The organism is Paenibacillus thalictri (genome assembly GCF_004307995.1).
Classification (GTDB): domain Bacteria; phylum Bacillota; class Bacilli; order Paenibacillales; family NBRC-103111; genus Paenibacillus_AF; species Paenibacillus_AF thalictri.
The window spans coordinates 203,248-223,849 of the sequence record NZ_SIRE01000011.1 but is presented as its reverse complement, the minus strand read 5'-3'; the positions used below and the strand labels follow the sequence as shown (position 1 = coordinate 223,849).

Genomic DNA, 20,602 nt, shown 5'->3' with positions numbered 1-20,602 from the left:
AAAGCGATCCGGAGATGATCTCCGGACCGCGCTTTCTTACTGCTTCCCTTAATATGCGTCTAGTTCTCTGAATATAGGCTTAAAATTCCATTGTACAGGAAGATTGGTGGGGGAATAAGTCAAATATATAGCGAATCTGTCCAAATTGGACCCCATGATCATCATTGTACCCGAGCTAACGTCAACCATAGATGTTCCCGATAGTTTAAAAAAATTGGCTGTCTTCATAGAGCCGGAATGAACTGTATTATATTGGGACGAGGGATATCCTACCGCAAGACCGCTTTTAGGATGAAACAACATGAAGGCTTTCTGATTCGCATAATCAACGGGCAGCTTTTTCCACATCTGATTTTTTCTCCGGAAGCCTCCTTCTTCTCCGAGAAAAGGCTCGCCGTATCCCGGGATTTGGGTCAAGGCTAAACTAGGCGTATCCGCAAACTCGGGAATAGCGGGCAGTTGGGCAACCGCACGATAGGCTCCCCAATCGCCGATCTTGAATTTCTCATTCGACGAGTAGTAAGACCCTCTTTTTGGAAAAATAATTAACGGGGTACCGTTTGTCGTATAATCGCCATAAACATTCAATTCCATTCCACTATTCGGATTTATGAAGGTGTACGTCTCGTCCTCCCGGTTATACATCAATTTCCACTTTTGACCGGGACTGTTCGTATTCGTATACAGATCCACAGGTGAGGTGAAGGTAACGTCGCCATAAATACCGAGTGCTTTTCCGCTGTACGAATTGACCATAGTGTATGTGCCGTCTCCATTATTTTGGAACCGCCATTTCTGATTGTCGCCGTTGTTGTTATCGTATATTTGAATAGGCGTCCCATCGGCAGTCAGCCCATAAAATACATCCACTACCCTTTTGCTGTTCTGATCCTGCAGATTGTAAGCACCGACAGGAACTAGGTACCACCTTTGAATATCTCTGGCAATATCGCTTGAAATCTCCACCTTGGTTCCATTAGCCGTCCCCCCGGCTTCTGTCCCCAACACTTTCCCACTATCCGCATGCGAGATAATATACGTTCCGTTCCATCTGGATTCCAGCTTCCACTTCTGACCGGTTTGGTAGTTCAATGTATTTATCTGAGCTTTTGTTCCGTCGCTTGTTCCGCCGTTTTCGGGCTCGAGCGCTTTTCCGGAATAAGAATTAAGCAATGCATAAGTACCGTCTCCATTCGGCAAAAATCGCCAAATTTCTGTTTCCTTGAAATTATCGTTCCAAATATTTGTTTTCATCCCATTTGTCATCGTTCCATTGTTCATATCATTATTGTTCAGATCAAGTGCTTTCAAACTTTTCCAGTTGATCAGCCTATACTCCAAGTCCGTTCTGACCTTAGCCGGATCGATCAGCTTGGAGATCGACATCGTCGTTGCGGTCCTCGTAAGCACTTCCATCTTCAACACAGTTGGCGCATCCTCAACAGTGAGAATTCCAGCCGTTTCTCTGGCCTGCTCGTACTCCCTGTAGCCATTCTTCAACACAGGATACGCCCCCATCCCGTCATCCTTCCAATTGAATCCTATAATCGTATCCCCGTTATACGGGACAGGCATAGCGACATTAATGTCCGGCGAACGCCAGGATTGCATGTTGGTCGTGAATGTTTGCGCCCAATCGTAGGCTTCCTTAAGAGGACTTGTCGGATTCCCGGTGTATCCGTTTTCAAAAGTCACCACGTTGTCAGGATATCCAGTATGCCAATTCAGAAGATATTGTTTGGCGGTCATTGAAATTTGCGAAGGGTCGGGACCGGGAGAACTGGGAATCTCCGAAGGAGCACCAGCCGGAGTAGGCGGAACCAGCCGGTTAGAAACTACGGGTATCCACTTGTAATTAAGAGCCCGGGAATCATGGGAGCCTAGAACAGATTTTGATCCGCCTGACCAGCCATCCGGATACACATTTGCGAACGGTTTAAGAATAACCCAATTTCTCGCTGGCGTCCCTTGGCAATCCGAAACAAGATCGATAACATTCATTGCCCTCTTCACTTCGTCGAGATGGCGAAGATCGAGGACTACCGTCATCCCCGGATAGCGCTCTCCAATATAGCTCAGCGTCTCGCCAAGGGACATGACAGGATCTTGCGTACTTCTCCAATTTCCCAGCGCTTCCGCTCCGTTCATATATCCAAGCGAATCATGCGCCAATTTATCAAAAATTTGTAAATGGCTTTGGATAATTTCACTTTGATCTCGACTTTTTATAAGCGGATTGTAAGGATCTAAGCTGTTCCAATTGGTAATAAGCGGAGGATTTCCGCTTGTCACCTTACCCACACCTGCCGGTGTGATTGCACGGAATGTGTCCCAATGCCCGTCGCTTTGAGCGTGATCGGTTGTTCGTCCAAGCGTATAATCGTGCATCAATACAAGTCTGTCATCCTTTGTCAATTTTACATCCAGCTCAACGATCTCGAATTTAAGCGAAGCTGCGTTATCGATGGCGGTTTTCGAGTTTTCGGCGGCAGGCTTAGGCAGACCGGGATCGGTCCCCCATGCCCCCCGATGAGCGGACAAAAAAGGACCCACGGTTGGAGCTCGAAACTGGCTCGGCGTGCTGGAGGTTGCCACTCTCGGCGATCCCATTTTTTGCATCAGCAATTTCGGATCGTATTGATATCCGTCTGAAGGTCCATAAGGTTTGCACACCGGAGGCGCCATGGACGCCGTTTGTACATCGCCCGTTAACAGCTGCCCATACACGTTTGTTGACACGTCTGCTTCATTCCCTGTCGTATACGTATTTTCCGTTACACTTACGGCTTGTCCCTCTGCATGTACGGTGCCAAGCTGAAGGCCTGCCTCTAAAGGATACGATGCTAATACGATTGATAACGGCAAAAGAACAAAAAATGCTTGTTTAAACCCATTTCTTCGCTTCACAGTCATCCGCCTTTCCTTTTAACCAGTGTGCTTACACATTGTTTCATGCAGCCAAGACAACCAAACCGACATCCTCACTCGAACGATACTCGCCGTTTACCGGCTGTCCGCGAATTGAAACATATCCGCTTCCCTCATTTGTAGCATCCGGCTACACCAAAAAGCACCGAAGCCGATCACGCAAAACCTCGTCATTTTTTCATAAAATGATATTCTCCCCTTCTTTGATTAATTGGTGCACACAATGCCAGTATAGCTGATTTAAAGCGCTTTCTTTGTGCTCAAAACTACACTGATTACGCTGTTTTCTATTCATTTGCTATTTATCGGTGCCTAACTTCCAACAAAAAACAGCCCTCTGCCCTCCCTAAAAAGGAAGAACAGAAGGCTGCTGAAAAGGAATTACAGTTTATAGGAGCAAATATCGTTGCATTCAGTTTGAGCTCTCCGCAAGCAATTCATAAGAGCGAATGCGCGAATCGTAATCGGGTGTCATAGTAACAACCATACATTCGTCGATGCCAAGCTTTTGCCCCAGCCGCCCCAGCTCCGCTTTGACCTGCAGCGGATCACCGGCGATCAGCCTGCTTGAGCGGCCGCCGCTTGCCGCAGCCCCATGCTCTGCAGGCGGACCAAATAACGCACCGCCTGCCGCAGCCAGCTCCCGCGCCTTCGCTTCGGTGTCCGCACACACCACCCCCACCGCTACGATGACTTTGGGCTGATTTCCCAGCTTCGATGGTTGAAACTGATCGCGGTACAGGGAGATGACGTGTTCCCCGTCCTGGTCGCTCATAAACTGGCCAAACGCATACCCAGCCCCAATCTGCGCGGCGTACTGCGCACTTTTTACATTTGTCCCGAGCAGCCACAACTCAGGAGGTTCCGGAGGCAGCGGCCTGGCCTTGACAGGCTGATCATCAAGCCGGTAATCATCGGTCAGCAGTTCGCTTAACGCTTGCAGCGTATCGGGAAAATGCCTGACTTGCTCCAAAAAGTTGCCCCCGATCGCAATCGTCGCATGGGCCGACCCTCCGGGAGCCCGGCCGACACCAAGATCCACTCGGCCCGGATACATCGTCGCGAGCAAACGGAACACCTCCGCTACCTTGAGCGGTTTATAGTGGGGCAGCAGCACCGCCCCCGAGCCAAGCCGGATCCGGCTTGTTTGGGCGCCGACATGAGCCAGCAGCACCTCCGGTGATGCAGAAGCCAAATGCTCCATATCGTGGTGCTCCGAGGTCCAATATCGTAAATACCCAAGCCGTTCCGCCGTTTGGGCCAACCGGACCGCTTGCCTGATCGCTTCGGATGGATCGGCTCCTTGGAGAATGGGTACCAAATCAAGCACGCTCAGCTTCATTGTATCGCCTTCCTTCTTCCTTTCCGCCTGAGATGTACGTCCATTTCATATCGTGTAATTGATTATGCCGCATTCCCCGGTTGCCGTCAAACCGCCGTCAGAGCCGCCCTTTCCGTCCTAAGCTTAGGATTGTGCAAGATTACACTATTTTCCTGCATCCTCAATTCGCCGCACCGATCTTACAATAAAAACAACAGCGGTTGCGACACGCCGCTGAACCGAAAAGCTCGGCTTGATCACGGCAAGCCCAAGTACAGGAGGTCAACGGAAACATGAGCGCAACTAGGCAGCAGCTATTAATTTTGCATCTGGCAGGCCCGAATCTGGAAACAAGAACGATCGCCTGGGCGTTGTACGACAGTACGATTCCCAAAGGCTCCTTGCAGATGAACACCGGCGACTCCGATACCCCGCCTTATGAATCGGTGCTGGACGCCATGAGGGACGGCTGGAACGTCATCCAAATCCCTTCGATGCCGATTTTCTTAAGCGGTTATGAACATGAGCAAGGACATCTGCCTTACGAATACGTTTTGGAAAGAAAGGTGACCATCGATGAGTAACGACCTCAAGAACCATCATCTCTCGGCCGCACAGATGGCGAAATTCGCCGCAGACGGCTATCTGAAGCTGGAAGACCTCGTTCCGCGTGAGCTCAACGAAGAAGCTTGCGCCGAGATGCGCGAATATGCCGGACAAGGCGGCCGCTATTGGTTCGAATCCAAAGTGATCCAGCAAATATTTGAGCTTCCCCAGGTCAAAGGAGCGGTGCAAAGTTTTGTCGGCACCAAGCCGGTGTACGATCACTCCTTCCTCCATGTGGTGAAAGCCAGACACCTGCTCGGACAAGATTACCACGCCGATTCCATCATCGATACCCGGCCCTTCGGCTTCGATGTCCAAGCTTTCTACTTCTCTCACGACACGCCGGCGATCATGGGACCCACGCTGGTGCTGCCGGGATCACATCTGCGCAAGGTCAGCAATATGAGCATCGGACGTTACAAAAACATCACCGGGCAGCTGAAGCTGGAATCCAAAGCCGGAACAATCGCGTTCCTCCACCACGGCATTTGGCACTGCGCCCAGCCGAACCATACCGACGTTACCCGTTACGTATTCAAGCTTCGCTTGCGTCCGGGCCAAGAGCAGCGCAGCCTGTTTAATACAGAAGGTTACGACAGCCCGGAAGTGCTGAATATTATTAAAAAAGCGCAGCCGTCATGGGCCGGCGACGAATCGCGGGTCAACCAGGTGAACATCGCCAAGTTTTGGCGATATCTTTGCGGCGACGACAAGGTGGACGCCTCCTTCGAAGGCACGCTCACCCGCATGGGGCTATAAGTAAACAAAACGGGACGATCCTTTTCGACGAGGATCGTCCCGTATTTTTTGCCGTATCATGTATTACGAACCCGGCATTACGGAATCCGACGGCTTCGCCCGGGTCAGCAATCCCCCGATCAGCAGCAGCGCCCCGCTGGCCCAAAAAATCGCGATCACCCCAAGCATGCCGCCCAACCCGCCAAAAAGCAGCGGGATCGAAAACTGCGACACCCGGTTAAACGTGATGCGCATCCCCAGCACCTCACCGCGGCGTTCGGGTGGACTGACCTGAATGGCATACGATAAGCTGAGCGGCTGGCCTAATCCGAGGCCGGCCCCCAGCACGCCGATCAATACGATCAGCGCGACCATAAAAGGAACGGAAGGAGTCACCGCGTAGATGATGCCGCTAATAAACAGCGCCCACGTAAGCACCGTGCTGCGCCCGAACCGGCGGACCAGGTACGGCTGCGAGAAACGGCTGGCCATGGAGGCAAGGCTCATAAACGACAAGATGATCCCGATCATGGTCGGCGAAATTCCCATTTTCTCGCCGAGCAGCGGGAAATAAGCGGAGAAAATCTCCTTGCCCGACAACATCAGTCCGCTAATAATAACGGCATTGCGCAGCCCTCTTTGCCTGAGCATACTCCAGACGCTTTTTTGCGGCCCTTTGTTTTCGCCGGCTGCCGCTTCCTTTTTGGGGACTTCCCAAGCGCTTCGTTTAACAAGATATACCGCGGCAGCGCCTAAGACCATCAATACGGCATTGGCCGAATAAGAGACCTGAAAGCCGAAGTGATCGTACAAGATCGAGCTGAAGGACGGTCCCACCAACGCTCCGAGCGAACCGAACAAACTAAATGTGGCAATCCGCTTGTCCATATCTCCTGCGGTTTGTCCGACCCGTTTCTGCAATGCGACGATTTGGCACGTAAAACCGATCCCCATAATAGCCTGCGACAGCACAAACGAAATAAAATGCGGATAAGCGAGCGGCAGAATCAATGAAATCAGCAGCGAGAAGCCGCCGAAGGATACCAGGGTGCGAATACCGTAACGGTCGATCCATTTGCCGATATGAATGGCCAGGAAAGCCGGGAGTATCGCAAACATGGCGACAATCACGCCGATTTCCCCCGCAGATGCGCCCATTTTGGAAGCATATAACGACACAACCGGTTTGGTGCCGCTTGTAATGATCGAATTGATTGTGGTAATGAAATAAATAAGGGAAAGAATGACTGAATCACGCGGCGATTTCATTAATCCCATTAATGAGTTACCTCTTTAATGTATTGCTTAACCAATCGTTTGGGCGCCGTCCTGCAGTACCCCTCCATCAAAAGCTCGTGCAGTTCTTGCCAATCCGCGTGATCGTTGGAAAGAAGCGTGACCCAGCCGTGTTGCCCGATATAGGGCGTCTTTTTAAAATGGCCTTGCTGGAGCAGGAGCTCCTGTGTGGGAATGTCCGTCTTGATCGACAAGGTAGTTCCCTCTTCGTTTTCTCCCATCATGACAAACGGCTTGTTGTTCACACGAAACGAAGTATGCCCGAAGCCGTCCACATGTTCTTTTACTTCCGCATACCGTGAAACATAGTTCCTAACCTTGGATAACAGTTCCAAGCCTTCCTCGGAAGTAATTTGTTGATGAGCCATTGAATTCACGTCCCTCCTTGAAGCTTTTCCGAAGTAAAGCCCGCATCGATATTTAGTCCGGCCTAACTATTTACAAACAATCCTATCTTAACAAATTTACTGCCGATCGTACACGAAAAAAGACTGCCCCCGTTTGACAAGGGCAGTCGATAAAGCTGTTATTTTCCGAAACCTAGCTGCTGCAGATTGCGCAAACTGATCGCCAGGCTCTCGAACGGATCGCGTTCATAGGTGTTGTCCTGCTCGACGGCTCCCCATTCCACTCCGGTTTGCACGCAAGTTTCGAGAATACGCGGGAAGTTCATATTGCCTTCGCCGACTTCGGCAAACAATTGTTCTCCGCGTGTGGATGTGACCCGCATGTCTTTCAAATGAACGACTTTCATGCGTCCCGCCACCTTGTTGACCCAAGCTGCAGGATCCGCTCCGCCCGCTTGCACCCAATAAACGTCAATTTCAAAATGCACGGCTTGCGGATCGGATTCTTCAAACAGAATATCCATACCGGTTCTTCCGTCGAATTTGACGAATTCAAAGTCGTGGTTATGATATATAAACTGCAATCCTGCATCGTTTAACTTCTTACCGATTTCCGTCGCGATCTTGGCGAATGTCGAATAACCTTCCTTGGAGGTGCGGTATTCTTGCGGCAGGCCGCCCAACCCGACATAACGGCAGTCCCAAATTTTATGCTGCTCAATCAATTGATCCAGATTATCCGTCAAATCGGCAAAAGGCACATGCGTAGCGCATATCGTCAGTTGGTTCTGATCGGTCAGTTCCTTTAACGTTTTCGGATCAATCGGGCCGACGCCGGAAACTTGAACGGCATTATAGCCGATTTCTTTTACTCTTTTTAGCGTGGATGCAATATCCTCCGGCGTTTTCAGAAAATTTCTTAACGTATACAATTGTGCTGCGATTAACAAAATCGTTCACCCACTTGTCCTTGTATTGGTTATTGCCATTTTCATACTAACACAGAGAACCGCCGGCTGACTCGTACAACAGTGATTAAAAAAGCCCGTAATTTGACTGTGATTGTTCTGTACCTTACAGCATGACGACATTTTGATGCCCGGCCAAAAATCCGCCGTCTACTGGTATGTAAGCTCCGCTGATAAACGATGCGGCGGGCGAAGCCAAGAAACAAACCGCTTCCGCCACTTCCGCCGTTTCTCCGAACCGGCCCATCGGCGTCTTTCCGAGCACGGCGTCGCGAAACGCCTCCCGCTTAAAGTTGGCGGCATTGAGATCGGTTTCAATATAACCCGGGCTGACGCAATTGACACGGACACCGTATCCGCCCCACTCGACCGCAAGCACTTTGCTGTATTGGATCAGCCCGCCTTTGGAAGCGGAGTAAGCGCTTTGATTCGGGGTGGCAATATGCGACAGCATCGACGTAATCGTGATGATCGAACCGCCGCCTTGGGCGATCATCCGTTTGCCCGCTTCCTTGCAGGTCAAGAAAGCGCCCTTTAAATTGATGCCCATCACCTCGTCCCAGGCCTCGGCCGTATACGACTCGGCGGGAATCCGCTTGTTTGTCCCGGCGCAATACACCAGCACGTCGATGCGGCCGTACAGCTCGTCGACTTGGGCCATAAAAGACGCCACGCTTTCCTCGTTTTGCACGTCCAACGTGAGCCCCTGCGCTGCTCCACCCAACTGGCGGATTTGCTCCGCCGCCGCTTGATGCTGCGACTCCGTGCGGCTGCCGATCACGACGGTGCTGCCGTATCCGGCGAGCGCCGTGGCGATTGCTTTGCCGATGCCTCTGCCGCCTCCGGCGACAACGGCGATTTTTCCGTTTAATCCGCGCATCCCATCATCCTCCTTTACGCTATTGGCTTATATTCCATCCAGCACGGACAATTCCTGCTTGTCCGGAAAATGGACGCCTTTTTCCCAGGCCAGCACGAACTTCTCGTATCTTCTTTCCTCAGGCACCTCGGTTAAATCGCCAAATACGCGGTGAACCCCCAATATTTGCGAACGATGAGCGGATAATGCGGCCGCCTTCATCTTCCACTGCGGTTTCGTGTCGATCAGTACGGATGGGCGGCGATCCTTCGGAAAAAGTCCCGTGAAATATAATTTCTGGACGGAAGGGCATCTGCCGCTGAAAACCGCTTTTCTGACAATGTGCGATATGGCGATATGATCCGGATGACCGTTGCTGCCGTCTTCCGGGAACGTAAACACGGCTTTAATGTCATGTTTTTGAATAAACGCCACAACCCGGTCGACAAAGTCGTCTTCCGCCGCATCCTTCAGCTTCCCGTCGGGAAGCCCCAGATGCTCCACGATCGGCAGCTCCATAATCCGGGCAGCTTCTTCCATCTCCTTCACCCGAATCTCGGCAAGCTCCTCGCGCGATTTGTCGATAGCGTAGCCGTTTTTGTTGCCGGCATCGCCTTTCGTAGCCAGCAGCAGCGCCGCCGTCTCCCCTTGCTCGGCCAGCTGCTTAATGAGGCAAGCACACATAAACGTCTCGTCATCGGGATGCGCATAAATAAATCCGGCTTTAGCCATTAAAAACTCCTCCCCAACATTGGATAATGTATAAATTCCAGCTTCTTGTGTCACACTGCCCCCTGCTCGTCCCTCGGCATGGCGGCTCTGCTGAGGAGCAGCAAGCCAAGCAAACTGCACAGCGAAGCGGCCAGCAAAATCAAAGAATAAGAAGCAATGCCGCTGAGCGAGGTGCTGAGCAGCGGTCCGATAGTTCCGCGAAAGCCAAACAACATCAGATGAAGGCCAAATACAACCGCCTCCCGCCCCCGGGCGACCCTAAACACATAAGCCATACAACCGATATCCCAAATGGCGTCGCCGATGCCCTGAAAACCTCCGGCTGTAATTGCTGCAGGATAGTTGCCGATCAGTCCATATAACAGCGGCGCCGTCGAATAAGCGGCAATGCCAAAGCACATCGCCGTTTTCGGTGAAAACCGGTCGATGACCCAGCCCATCACCATATAGGAAATGAGCAGGCACGTAAAATAAGCCATGCGGATGTAACCGATTTGCACATTGCTCAATGCCAGATCATGAACTTGAATCAAGGAATACAGCGGGCTTGCCAGCATGTTGCCGAACCCGGACAACGTTGTGGCTCCAAGGAAAACAGCCAATGCGCGGTTATCTTTGACCAGCTGCAGCTGCTCCAGAAACGTGGCCGTTTTTTTGACCGGCTTCTGACGGACCGGTTCCGACTCGCGCACTCTGGCGAAGGCGAGGATCGCTAGCGCCCCCGTCACCCCGCCTAAAGTTAACGGCGCCGTTGCGCCGGAACTGTCAATCCAGCGTCCGGCTACATAAGCCAGCGGAATCATCAGCAAACCCATGGCGACACGCACGTTGCCCATCAGCCTGCCGCGTTGTTCGGGAGGATACATCCTTGTCACCAGCGATGCGTAAGCAGGAGCTTGGATGCCCATTAACATATGAAATAAAATAGCGATCGAGACAAACGCCCATGGTACGGAGTAAAAAGCCGGCACAATAATTAAAGCTCTGCCGACGATGTTGGGCCAAACGACAAACGGTTTCGGCCGGTTTTTCTTCTCGATGATCCCGGCCCATACCGGGGACAACAGCAAGCCAATGGCCGGCGCGGCCGCCAGCAGGCCGACCTGGAATTTGCCTGCTCCGTATTGGATGGCAAGCGGCATGTAAAACTGGTTGAACATAACGTTAAAAAAGCTGTACATACACGAGGCGAGAAAATCCCAGCGAAAATTCCACCACGTCGGCCCGCTCATGCGTAAGCCAAAATAATTGAACACTTTATCGTTGCCCATATGAACTCCCGACCGCTCTAGTTGCATAGTTTGTACCGAAGCTTATTGCCACCATCATAGCACATTCGGGAGAAGAATCGAGCGGTTATCGTTATACCCGCACGGTTTTCCAATTTCCCCGTTTGTATCGGCGGTAAATCAAGATGGAACGCACGAACTGATCCGCTGCAGCGGCCAGCCAGATGCCCGTGATGTCCCAATTAAACACGTAAACCATCAGCACGCTGAGCGCGATACGAAAGCCCCATACTCCGATGCAAGTGGAATACAGCGGGTAGCGGGTATCCCCGGCTCCCCGTAAAGCGCCTCCAAGAATAAACTGCGTGGCCTGCGATACTTGAATAAAACCCATAATTTGCAGTCCGACCGCTCCTTTGGCGATGACCTCCTGATCGGTCGTATACATCATCATAATGTACGGGGCCAGTCCGATAAAACCAATCCCCATCACTCCCGCTACGATCATCCCGAATTTGCGCACCTGCCAGCCGTACCGTTCCGCCAAGTCCGGTTTCTCGGCGCCTAGCGCCTGACCCACCAGCGTCGAAGCCGCGATGGAAAACGCCATACCCGGCATAAACGTAAGCCCCATGATGTTAAATGCGATCTGAGTCGCTGCAAGTGAGATCGTGCCGAGGCTCGCCGCGATTTTGACAAAGGTCAGCATGCCAAGCCGCATCACAACTTGCTCCAACGCGCTGGGAAAGCCAATCGTCAGTATACGCTTAACCACCTCTTTGTCAAAATGCAGCATCTCCGAAATGGTGATCCGCAGCTTGTATTTCCCGCTGAACATAACCGTCACAACCCAGATCATCGATACCGCCTGGGCAATGATCGTCGAAATCGCCGCCCCCGTCACGCCAAACTTCGGGAAGCCGGCGAAGCCGTAAATCATCGGAAAGCCAAGCAGAACGATCAGAACATTCGAGACCACATTGATTTTCATCGGAGTCCGGGTATCTCCAGCCCCCCGCAGGATAGCCGTTAGCGACATCGAGATGGTCGTAAACCCAATCGACAGAAAAACGATTTTGGCGTACAGCAAGCCTTCCGCCGCTACTTGCTTCGACGCGCCCATCAGCATAAGCAGTTCGCCTGCAAAAAAATAAGAAAAAGCGACTACGATGACGGCCAGCACGATGTTCAGCGCAAACGACTGGCCTGCCGCTTTATTCGCCTGCGCGACGTCTCCCGCTCCGATCGACCGGGCGACAATGACGGTCGTGCCGACGTTCAGCGCCATAAATAAGGCCACAAACAGCAAAAAAGGCTGTGTCGACAACCCGACGATTGCCACCGCCTCGGCTCCGACCCTGCCCACCATAATCATATTCAACATTTGCGTAAGATTAATCAGCAGCATTTCCACAAGCGAAGGTCCCGCCAAGCGAAAAATCGTCTGCCGCACCGCTTTGCTGTCGCTTGGATCGACCAAAATCGTGTCTGCATGGCGAACTTCAACGTTTTCCTCAGGACAATCGCCGGATTGCGGTACATCTTGAACGGGCTGCCGTTCCATCGTTTTTGTCTGCATCGGATGCGCCACCTTCTTTTGGCTTATGTTCCTTACCATCTTAGCATAATAATGCCAATGGTTTTTTCCGGAAAAAGAGCAGAATTCGAAGGCATCGGCCATTTTAGCCGTTATTTTGTTAAATACGGAAGCGAGCGGGAACATTCTTCAAGGTTACTGCCGTTTCCTTACCGCGGCTTGCCAGCTTGCGCCTGGCGCAAAAAATCCGCGCGGTCAGCGCGGATCTTGAGCATAAACGAAGCGTTGTTTCAGCAGGGCAACGGATTGCCGCAACGCCTCCGCCGTCTTAATTTCTATCACCACCGACAGCCCCCGCTCATAAGCAAACCGCAGCCGGTCATTGACAGGCACTTTACCGGAATACAACGGCTGATGGTCGGAAATTTCGTTCATGTCATGCAAATGCATATGCCGGATGCGGTCAACGTGAGCCGTAAAAAAGGCCAATTCCTTGAAGCCCGCTTTGGCGTCGTGCCCTGCGTCCCAGGTCAAATAAAAGTTGTCGTTTACGCTTAAAGCATCCAACGCCCGGCGGATTAACGGAATATGAAAGTTGCCGGTATTTTCGATGCACAGCTTCACACGGTGCTCTTCGGCATACCGCCATAACTCACGATAAGACGCGAGCAGCAGCCGCTTGAACTCGTCTTCGTAACGCTCGTTGATCCACACCCGCTGATCGGGCAGCGTAAAATAGATGCCATTGTTTAGATGCATATTTAACGTCTCGATTTGCGCCGCTCCGGCCCAACGAATGGCTTCCTTGCAGCAGTTCATGTGCCCTTCACGGATGGAGGTTTGAAATGAAGCGATGTCCAGTTCCTCCGGCAAATGAACGGTGAAATCGATGCCGAACTGCCGTTTAAGCCCAATGAGACGATCGGCGGAAAGCATGTCGGGAAGGTACAACGGCACGTTCATATTCAGCTCCACGAAATCAAGCGCCAGTTCTTTGCAAAGCTCCGCCTGATCGTTTATAGATTCCAGTTCAACTAGTGTCGGCATGCCTAATCGATACATAAATCCGCCCTCCATTCGCTATCGCACGCAACTCCAATTTTTTTCCAACTTCTATTGTATATAGGAGTTGATCGTTTTGACAAGCAGCTTGTTCAACAGCTCTACCTGATAATCTCCGATGGTGGGCTCGATATGGCTGTCTCCGATGCCGCTGTGGTCGGTCAGGAAAATATACGTGCCTCCGGTCAAAATGTCGATGATACGCAGCAGCATCTCCGTATTTTTATCGACACCGCTGGAAGCTATCGGAATGATCCGAATGCCTTTCTCCGCGGCCGCCGCCGTGAGCGCCTGCATTTTCTTGACCACGGACGGCGTAAGATGCGGCGGCGCGTCAAGCACAAGAAACAGCAAGCGGGCCCGGGCTTCGCCGCTCCAGTTGTGATTGTGAATCGCGTCCTGCAGCGCTTCTTCGACGGCCTCTTCGTAATCGCCGCCGCCGTATGCACGCTGCTGGCTGATTTTTTTGACGACATCGTCCACATCGGTTGTAAAAGGATACGAGCGCACTACATATTCATCTCCGTGATCGCGGTAAAAATTGCTGCTGAGCCGAATGCCAAGCTGATTGCCGTTGTCCGACCTCACACGTTCGATTACGTCTTTCAGCTCCGCCGACAAAAAGTTCAATTCATCGGCCATCGACCCCGTCGTATCCACGACAAACATGATGTCGACTTGCCGGGAAGCAGCCTGGACTCCGGGGGTTTCCAAATTCACGACAAGCGGCAGCTTGCCGCCCGGATTGACCGGATCAACGGTTTTTGTCTGCTGGCCGCTGGTGATTTGGATCTTAAACGGTCCCTCCTGCGGCCCATCCGTTACACCGGCAAATACAACCGCTTCGCCCCTCTGGTTCGTACGTGTTTTCCAAACATGCTGCCCGTTGCCGCCGATCAGCGCCACCTCGGCGTCGGCCACCTGCCTTCCCCCGCTTCGTACCTCTACGGTAAACCGTTGGTACGTCCTCATCCCCCAGTCAGTCTGGTATTTCGCCCACTCCTTCTTGTTCATCAAGTTTTGCCACCAGTCCCAATTCTTCAGGTCGCTCCATTCGCCTGCCGTCAATTGTCCCGGCCGAACGTCCTGCTGCTGCCCTCTGCGGATACCCTCCGACGGCGGCGACGTTTTCTCGCTTGTTCCGGGAGCCGGCTTGCCGATCGAGCGGTCTGCGCTGGATGCCGATTCTTTTGCCGCCGGAGCGGCGCTGTCCGCCTTAGCCTCCGGCATCCCCGATCTGGCGCTGGTGCTGGCTGCCGAACCCTTGGCTGCATGATCTTGATTACTGCTGCTGCAGCCCGCCGTTAATCCCAGCAAACTGATAACCAATAACAACTGCGCCGCTATGTTTCTTTTTCCCCGTAAGACCCCCACACTCATCCCTCCAGGAAGCGTTATATTCCGTTCAATGACATAACGCAGCTTACTGGAAAAATGTTGCATTCCCGGAAAAAGAAAAAACGCCGGTTGTCCGGCGTCCCTTTGGAACTTTCGTCGATACTATGTGCTCAGGAGTGACCCATAGCTTCCGCTTCCTGATGCGGCGAATAAGCGACAACGGATACGGTTTGTCCGAGTTCGGAGGTCAAATCCTCCTCAAACTTGCGGATGCGCTCCAGCACTTCCGATTCCGCGTTCAGACGCAGCGGCTCGTAATTCGCAGCGTTTTTGTCCATACGATCGATCCCTCCCTCCAGAAAAGCCCTTCCTTCAGCTGCCGCCGAAGGTTAGCAATAAAGGCTAATGCTTGTGGTTAGGCAATCGCTCTTCCGGATGCTTATGTCCTCCGGATCTGCGGTTTTTCTCGTCTTTCTCCTGCGTCTCGTGCAGCTTTTTGACAAAGCTGGACGTATCTTCCTTATTGCCCGCCATATCATCCCTCCTTCCGGTCACGTTTGGCAAACCATTACATAGATTGCCCTACGCTGCCGCAAATATGAGATGCATAGTCACTTACTTGGCGATATGCGCTTTGATTGCCGCGGTGAGCGAATCGAACATGTCATCGTCTTCTTCGATTTGTTCCTCCAGCTCGTCGATCTGTTCCTCCGGCCCCGAAGCACCGGCAAAATTCAAGCTGTAGCTCCAGTCCCGCCCGTTTTTGCTGTGCAGCGTAACTTCATACGGCGACTTATGGCCTTCTACGACAAGCACAATTTTGCCCAAAAGCTCTTTGTCTTGCGTTTTTTCCGCTTCAAGCCGCTCAATCGACCATTTCATACCCGATCCCTCCTTGTCCAGTACCTACTGCTCTTTAGGCAGCGGAATCCAGCCATGATCCGCGCCGACATAAAACAGCACGATCGCAACGATCCCGATGATCAAATAAATAAAACCCTGCACCGTCTTCCGTTGAAAAAAGCGCAGGAAGGCCATGCTGACAAACGAACCCATCACAAGCAATGAAACCAGTACCGCTAGAGTAGCCATTACCCATCTCCTAATCCGATATTTTTCTACGAATCGTCCCCGGCCATGCGGGGCCGATGAAAAAGTGAAGGCTGCGTGTACGGATCATTATTCCGATCGCCGATTGTCTACGAATTTCTTGGATTGTACCCGCTTGTGGCGGGCGAAATTCGTAGACAAAAGCGACCGCTTACGCTTCTCCATAACGATTCCGTTCACTTCGCTGCTTCTTCAAGGTCCCCGGCCGTGCGGGGGCATTCCCCGCTAAATTAGCTGGCACCGCCAAACGGAATGCCGCTTGCCGGTCTTTCCCTTTTAAAAATAATAACGGCAAACACGATGATACATCCAAGCGCAATCAAAGCGTTAAGCAAAAACATATTTCTCATGCCCAGCCATTCGCTGGCGAAGCCGCCGAAAAAACTGCCGATAATCCGCGCGATCCCCTGATTAATCAACCCGTTCAGCGTCTGTCCGCTGGCTTTCAGCTCACGGGGCACTTCGCGGTTCACATAGGTAGCCAGAGACACCGTTAGCACAATAAACATAAGCCCATGGAGAATCTGAGTGGAGATGGCCGCGTAGGGATTATGAATGTAATACAGCGCAACCCAGCGCAAGCAGGTGACCGCTCCCGCACCCAGCAGTATGTATTGAATCGGAATCTTTTTGAGCAGCTTATGCGAAAACAGCAGGAACGGAATTTCGCTGAGCGACGAAATCAGCATCGACCAGCCGAGGAGCGCGTTATCCCCGCCCATCTCTTTGAAATACAAAGGGAAAAACGAATAATAATACCCCAGCGTAATTTGCAAAACAAAGCTGACGGACATATACAGCACAAGCGTCCGGTTTCTAAACAACGCCCACATGTTCATTTTCCGGCTGAGCGTCTGATACCCCGCAATCTTCGGGAACCGCAGCAACAACATGAATGCCAACAACATAACCGCAGCATAGATCGGAAACATAAAGCCTACATGGTCTTTGGCGATAAAGCCAAAAATGACCGACATCAGCGCATAACCGATCGTTCCGCCCATACGGATCGAACCAAACGACCACTTCTTGTGCTTATCCAGCTCCTCCAGCGTAATGGCGTCGCTTAAGCTGGTAATGGACGTTTGGAAAAAGGCGACAAAACAAACGACGGCAACCAAATAATAAAACTGGCTGGACAACGGCATCAGCAGCGAAGCGGCGGCCGATCCGATCAGCAGCACGGCCAGAACCGTATTTTTTTTCGCTGCGCGATCCCCGGCCGTGCCCCACATAGGCTGGGCTAGAATGGCGACGATTGGCCCCATGCTGAGCAGAATGCCAATTTGCGCCGGAGAACAACCGACCGAACTGAAATATACCGGAACAAACGTTCCATACACTGCATTGCCCATATATGCGACTACATAATATAACAGAAAATATACCATCGTTGACATGGCATCGTCTTCTTTCTTTATCCGGGCACAGTACGTTGTCCATTATCTCATGACTTTTCCGCTCAAGCAACTTCGCGGCGCCGGTACAACGGGTTTCATCGCCCTTGTCGTTTTTGAATTCGTCGATAAGCTGTTACGAGACTTTCCGGTCACCGATTAAACCGCGGCACTGGCGGAAGTGCAGCGGGGGTTAGCCCTGCAGCTTTTGCCTTTGCGCCGGCAGCGGTTTGGAGTCCGGACCCAGCCGCAGTATTTTATAAGCCAGCCAAGCGGTAAGGCATCCTAACAAACCAACAATGAAAAATCCTTGCTTTAAGGTCAGCACATCCCCGGCGATTCCCATAAACAGCGGCCCCAAAAACATGCCGAGACCGTAAATCGCTTGGTAGAAACCCATCGCCGTCGCCCTTTTGCCGACGTCCATATGTTTGATGCTCAGCGACATCAGCAGCGGCGTAGCGAACCCTCTTCCGAAACCCGCGATCGCTTGGGTCAGCAGCAGCAGCCAAAAGCTCGACAGCACCGGGATAAGAACGGTACACACGCCGGTTAATATGAAGCCAAGGATGATGACTTTTTTCTCGCCATATTTCTGCGAAACGTAAGATCCGCCGATCCATGAGGCAATCGCCATTGGGAATGTCGAGCAGAACGTAAGCCAGCCCATATCCAGCTTTGTGGCGCCGAGTTCCTGCGCGTACACCGGAGTAAAGCCGAAAACGGTTGCAAATGTAAGCAGCTGGAACAAAATCGCCAATAAAGATACCGTTAGCAGTATCCGGTCGCTGGCCACTTCTTTAACCCCGGCGTACGTAATTTTTTGTGCGGATTCGTCGAATTTCTCCACCAGAAAAAACGACGCGGCGAACCCGACTGTGCCTACCGCGGCGCCAATCAGAAAAGACGCCTCCCAGCTGAACACGTCGGCAAACCAGCCGCCGCACAAGATGCCGAGCATCTGTCCCATCGAGTTATAGAAGGAGATCGTCCCCATCGCTTTGGTCGTTTCTTCCTTCTTGTAATAACTCGCAAAAAGAATCGTAAAATCCACCCATGTCGCCGCGGCGGCGCCGGCTAAGGCCCGTAGAATCAGCACCCATGTCAGTTCATGGGAAACCAGGATGCCTGCGCAGGAGAACACGGAAAACAACAGCCCAAACGTAATAAACAGCCTGCGTTTATGAAACAAGTCGGATACGATGCCGACCGGAATACGCAGCAGCATTTGGCTCAAACCGTACATGCCGACAATCATTCCCGCCATTTTATGCGATGCCCCAAGGTATTCGACATAAGCGGCCAGAATCGGAACACACGTGTACATGGAGAACCAGAACAATAATGTAACCCCGCAAAACAAAGGAATGCGGTATGATTTCGCTTGCGTCAACAGTAGCTCCCCCTCCGATTCATTTCGGATCAATCCGACATCCGGTAATTTCCAAAGTGACTCCCTCATTATACGTCTCTGCTTGGACGCGGGCAATCACTAAATCGCTCCCTGAATGCCCGATTAAATCCATTTTCCACGGCAAAAAGGCTGCCGAAGCAGCCTCTCCCAAGCATACGGATTAAAATGTGTTTTGCGGTGTTGTCGTCGCACACCATCTTGCGGTGCGCAGGAACTTCAGCAGCGCATTTTTGGCTTTTTCAGTGCCGACGTAATACAGCGCCTCCGCTGCGGTCGCGCGTACGTACCGGTTTTCGTCCTGCAGCGCTTGCTCAATGGCCGGAACGGCGTGTTCGGCTTTGCTGCCCAAACGGGCCAAAGCGGTTGCCGCGTTAAATCTGACCTGGCTGTCGGCATCCTTTAATCCGCGCTCCAGTCCGGCGACCACCGCTTCGTGCGGTGTGCCGATCATGCCAAGCGATTCCACGGCGGTCCGCCGTACGTTCTCGTCGGCATGACTATGCAGAGCGGCAAGCGCCGGAACGGCTTCCGCAGCTTCCGCGCCGATCTCGCCCAGCGCAAATGCCGCGTGGTTGGCCGCATTCACCGACGGCTGCTGCGTCACCTGCTCAATCAGCCCTTGTACGGCCGCTTTTCCGGCGATCGACAAACCGTAACCAGCTGCGCGCGATACCGCTTTGGTCGGGTGAGACAACGCCTGCAGCAGCTCGGCGATTCCCCGCTCGCCCATCCGTCCTAAAGCGTAAGCCGCATTCAGCGCCAGCGGCTCATATCCGGCTTCGAGCTGCTGCGCGAGCAGCGGCGCAGCAGCTTGCGCAGCTGCCCCGAGCAGGCCAAGCTCATCGGCCGCTTTGGCGCGCACGGTCTGATCTTCGCTTTGAAGTTCTTGCATCCATTTGGCCGCTTGCGCCGCATCCCTGTCGGCAACAGCTTCCGTCGTACCCGCAGAGGAATTTCCGGTCAGCCAGTTCCATATATCCCGCCATACCACCTCATGCTGTTGAACGGCGGCGGATAACTCGGCCGGAGTGCTCCACTCCGCTTCCGTATGATTCCAGCTTGCCTCTACCGGTATGGCGGTCCGCATAAACTGGAATTTCAGCATATACCGGTCTTTACCGGAGATGTTCGCCGTAGCGCGGTGCCAAATGTCATAATGAACGATGGCCAGTGTGCCTGCCGGACCGGCCGACTTGACCTCTTCGGCAGTTTCGTCCCGGTCGAATACCCGGCTCTGATACGTTTGGGTACCGGGCATAATGCCGGTCGGGCCCATTTCCACAGAAACATCCTGCGGGAAATAAAAGATCATCGCCCACCACGGACGGTGGTTCCTCACCTTCTGATGTCCCCAATAGCTGTCCTTGTGCCAACCGCCCGCTTCCGCTTGCTTATTGAAATGTCCATGCCGGTGCGGATGCATCATATAGCCTTCGCCGAGCACGCTGGTCAGCGCGCCTTGGACCACCGGATGATCGAATACCGACTGAAGTTCGGGAATTCTCGGCAAAATGTTGTTACCCGGGTTGCCTTCGTTTTGATACACTTCATTTAAGTTTGCCTGAACGGCGGCGTGAAACTCCGGAGCAAAATCGGCGTGCAGCAGCAAATAACCTTCGGTAATAAATTGTCTCATCTGCGCGTCCGTCAATAAAATAGGTTGTGTCATCGTTCAAAACCTCCGCATAAGGGTTATGTTTCATCTCATGCCCTATTATAG

General features: G+C 52.4%; 20 protein-coding genes. 2 read left to right on the top strand and 18 right to left on the bottom strand.

Annotation, left to right across the window (positions count from 1 at the left end; all coding sequences use genetic code 11):
* Positions 1-48: 48 nt before the first annotated feature.
* Positions 49-2,907 (bottom strand): RICIN domain-containing protein, encoded by a 2,859-nt coding sequence (locus EYB31_RS17020; RefSeq protein WP_165452455.1) that lies wholly within the window; start codon positions 2,905-2,907, stop codon positions 49-51.
* 433 nt (positions 2,908-3,340) lie between these two features.
* The gene (locus EYB31_RS17015) at positions 3,341-4,270 is read right to left on the bottom strand and encodes an MsnO8 family LLM class oxidoreductase (RefSeq protein WP_131014563.1); all 930 of its coding nucleotides are present in this window, start codon (positions 4,268-4,270) and stop codon (positions 3,341-3,343) included.
* Between the two features lie 272 nt (positions 4,271-4,542).
* On the opposite strand from EYB31_RS17015, the gene EYB31_RS17010 reads away from it, so the two are divergent.
* Both EYB31_RS17010 and EYB31_RS17005 read left to right on the top strand, forming a co-directional pair.
* Positions 4,543-4,833, top strand: a complete 291-nt coding sequence (locus tag EYB31_RS17010; protein ID WP_131014562.1) for a hypothetical protein — start codon at positions 4,543-4,545, stop codon at positions 4,831-4,833.
* The gene (locus EYB31_RS17005; RefSeq protein WP_131014561.1) at positions 4,826-5,614 is read left to right on the top strand and encodes a phytanoyl-CoA dioxygenase family protein; all 789 of its coding nucleotides are present in this window, start codon (positions 4,826-4,828) and stop codon (positions 5,612-5,614) included. The genes EYB31_RS17010 and EYB31_RS17005 overlap by 8 nt, the downstream gene beginning before the upstream one ends.
* A 63-nt stretch (positions 5,615-5,677) precedes the next feature.
* On the opposite strand, the gene EYB31_RS17000 is transcribed toward EYB31_RS17005, so the two are convergent.
* The 16 genes from EYB31_RS17000 to EYB31_RS16930 all read right to left on the bottom strand — a co-directional run bounded on the left by EYB31_RS17000 (position 5,678) and on the right by EYB31_RS16930 (position 20,551).
* Positions 5,678-6,871 (bottom strand): MFS transporter, encoded by a 1,194-nt coding sequence (locus tag EYB31_RS17000; RefSeq protein ID WP_131014560.1) that lies wholly within the window; start codon positions 6,869-6,871, stop codon positions 5,678-5,680.
* Complete coding sequence (locus EYB31_RS16995) at positions 6,871-7,257, bottom strand: MmcQ/YjbR family DNA-binding protein (RefSeq protein ID WP_131014559.1); 387 nt, start codon at positions 7,255-7,257, stop codon at positions 6,871-6,873. The genes EYB31_RS17000 and EYB31_RS16995 overlap by 1 nt, the downstream gene beginning before the upstream one ends.
* Positions 7,258-7,415: 158 nt before the next feature.
* Positions 7,416-8,186 (bottom strand): sugar phosphate isomerase/epimerase family protein, encoded by a 771-nt coding sequence (locus tag EYB31_RS16990; protein WP_240762511.1) that lies wholly within the window; start codon positions 8,184-8,186, stop codon positions 7,416-7,418.
* 124 nt (positions 8,187-8,310) lie between these two features.
* Positions 8,311-9,084, bottom strand: coding sequence for an SDR family NAD(P)-dependent oxidoreductase (locus EYB31_RS16985; protein ID WP_131014557.1), 774 nt, complete (start codon positions 9,082-9,084; stop codon positions 8,311-8,313).
* 27 nt (positions 9,085-9,111) lie between these two features.
* A complete protein-coding gene (locus EYB31_RS16980) occupies positions 9,112-9,795 on the bottom strand; it encodes a PIG-L deacetylase family protein (protein ID WP_131014556.1) in 684 nt (227 codons plus the stop codon).
* 50 nt (positions 9,796-9,845) lie between these two features.
* Positions 9,846-11,066 carry an MFS transporter gene (locus EYB31_RS16975; protein ID WP_131014634.1) on the bottom strand — a complete coding sequence of 407 codons (1,221 nt, stop codon included), beginning with the start codon at positions 11,064-11,066 and terminating at the stop codon, positions 9,846-9,848.
* A 91-nt stretch (positions 11,067-11,157) separates the two neighbouring features.
* A complete protein-coding gene (locus EYB31_RS16970; RefSeq protein ID WP_165452454.1) occupies positions 11,158-12,603 on the bottom strand; it encodes an MATE family efflux transporter in 1,446 nt (481 codons plus the stop codon).
* Between the two features lie 213 nt (positions 12,604-12,816).
* The gene (locus tag EYB31_RS16965; RefSeq protein WP_165452453.1) at positions 12,817-13,623 is read right to left on the bottom strand and encodes a sugar phosphate isomerase/epimerase family protein; all 807 of its coding nucleotides are present in this window, start codon (positions 13,621-13,623) and stop codon (positions 12,817-12,819) included.
* Positions 13,624-13,674: 51 nt separating this feature from the next.
* Positions 13,675-14,997 (bottom strand): vWA domain-containing protein, encoded by a 1,323-nt coding sequence (locus tag EYB31_RS16960; RefSeq protein WP_240762509.1) that lies wholly within the window; start codon positions 14,995-14,997, stop codon positions 13,675-13,677.
* 134 nt (positions 14,998-15,131) lie between these two features.
* The gene (locus tag EYB31_RS40255) at positions 15,132-15,299 is read right to left on the bottom strand and encodes a hypothetical protein (RefSeq protein WP_165452452.1); all 168 of its coding nucleotides are present in this window, start codon (positions 15,297-15,299) and stop codon (positions 15,132-15,134) included.
* 64 nt (positions 15,300-15,363) lie between these two features.
* On the bottom strand, positions 15,364-15,495 hold the full coding sequence (locus tag EYB31_RS16955; RefSeq protein WP_131014552.1) for a DUF4023 family protein: 132 nt from the start codon (positions 15,493-15,495) through the stop codon (positions 15,364-15,366).
* A gap of 81 nt (positions 15,496-15,576) precedes the next feature.
* The gene (locus EYB31_RS16950) at positions 15,577-15,843 is read right to left on the bottom strand and encodes a hypothetical protein (RefSeq protein ID WP_131014551.1); all 267 of its coding nucleotides are present in this window, start codon (positions 15,841-15,843) and stop codon (positions 15,577-15,579) included.
* A gap of 24 nt (positions 15,844-15,867) precedes the next feature.
* Positions 15,868-16,053, bottom strand: coding sequence for a hypothetical protein (locus EYB31_RS16945; RefSeq protein ID WP_131014550.1), 186 nt, complete (start codon positions 16,051-16,053; stop codon positions 15,868-15,870).
* A 248-nt stretch (positions 16,054-16,301) separates the two neighbouring features.
* Positions 16,302-17,471 (bottom strand): MFS transporter, encoded by a 1,170-nt coding sequence (locus EYB31_RS16940; protein WP_240762507.1) that lies wholly within the window; start codon positions 17,469-17,471, stop codon positions 16,302-16,304.
* Positions 17,472-17,661: 190 nt separating this feature from the next.
* Complete coding sequence (locus tag EYB31_RS16935) at positions 17,662-18,861, bottom strand: MFS transporter (RefSeq protein WP_165452451.1); 1,200 nt, start codon at positions 18,859-18,861, stop codon at positions 17,662-17,664.
* Positions 18,862-19,042: 181 nt separating this feature from the next.
* On the bottom strand, positions 19,043-20,551 hold the full coding sequence (locus EYB31_RS16930; protein WP_131014548.1) for a HEAT repeat domain-containing protein: 1,509 nt from the start codon (positions 20,549-20,551) through the stop codon (positions 19,043-19,045).
* Positions 20,552-20,602: the final 51 nt, after the last annotated feature.

What these genes read in the sequence shown, in the direction of transcription:
- EYB31_RS16970 (WP_165452454.1), bottom strand. Translation starts at nt 12,603, where the DNA reads ATGCAGACAAAAACGATGGAACGGCAGCCCGTTCAAGATGTACCGCAA.
- EYB31_RS17010 (WP_131014562.1), top strand. Translation starts at nt 4,543, where the DNA reads ATGAGCGCAACTAGGCAGCAGCTATTAATTTTGCATCTGGCAGGCCCG.
- EYB31_RS17015 (WP_131014563.1), bottom strand. Translation starts at nt 4,270, where the DNA reads ATGAAGCTGAGCGTGCTTGATTTGGTACCCATTCTCCAAGGAGCCGAT.
- EYB31_RS16965 (WP_165452453.1), bottom strand. Translation starts at nt 13,623, where the DNA reads ATGTATCGATTAGGCATGCCGACACTAGTTGAACTGGAATCTATAAAC.
- EYB31_RS16940 (WP_240762507.1), bottom strand. Translation starts at nt 17,471, where the DNA reads ATGTCAACGATGGTATATTTTCTGTTATATTATGTAGTCGCATATATG.
- EYB31_RS16995 (WP_131014559.1), bottom strand. Translation starts at nt 7,257, where the DNA reads ATGGCTCATCAACAAATTACTTCCGAGGAAGGCTTGGAACTGTTATCC.
- EYB31_RS16930 (WP_131014548.1), bottom strand. Translation starts at nt 20,551, where the DNA reads ATGACACAACCTATTTTATTGACGGACGCGCAGATGAGACAATTTATT.
- EYB31_RS16950 (WP_131014551.1), bottom strand. Translation starts at nt 15,843, where the DNA reads ATGAAATGGTCGATTGAGCGGCTTGAAGCGGAAAAAACGCAAGACAAA.
- EYB31_RS16975 (WP_131014634.1), bottom strand. Translation starts at nt 11,066, where the DNA reads ATGGGCAACGATAAAGTGTTCAATTATTTTGGCTTACGCATGAGCGGG.
- EYB31_RS16980 (WP_131014556.1), bottom strand. Translation starts at nt 9,795, where the DNA reads ATGGCTAAAGCCGGATTTATTTATGCGCATCCCGATGACGAGACGTTT.
- EYB31_RS16945 (WP_131014550.1), bottom strand. Translation starts at nt 16,053, where the DNA reads ATGGCTACTCTAGCGGTACTGGTTTCATTGCTTGTGATGGGTTCGTTT.
- EYB31_RS40255 (WP_165452452.1), bottom strand. Translation starts at nt 15,299, where the DNA reads ATGGACAAAAACGCTGCGAATTACGAGCCGCTGCGTCTGAACGCGGAA.
- EYB31_RS17000 (WP_131014560.1), bottom strand. Translation starts at nt 6,871, where the DNA reads ATGGGATTAATGAAATCGCCGCGTGATTCAGTCATTCTTTCCCTTATT.
- EYB31_RS17005 (WP_131014561.1), top strand. Translation starts at nt 4,826, where the DNA reads ATGAGTAACGACCTCAAGAACCATCATCTCTCGGCCGCACAGATGGCG.
- EYB31_RS16985 (WP_131014557.1), bottom strand. Translation starts at nt 9,084, where the DNA reads ATGCGCGGATTAAACGGAAAAATCGCCGTTGTCGCCGGAGGCGGCAGA.
- EYB31_RS16955 (WP_131014552.1), bottom strand. Translation starts at nt 15,495, where the DNA reads ATGGCGGGCAATAAGGAAGATACGTCCAGCTTTGTCAAAAAGCTGCAC.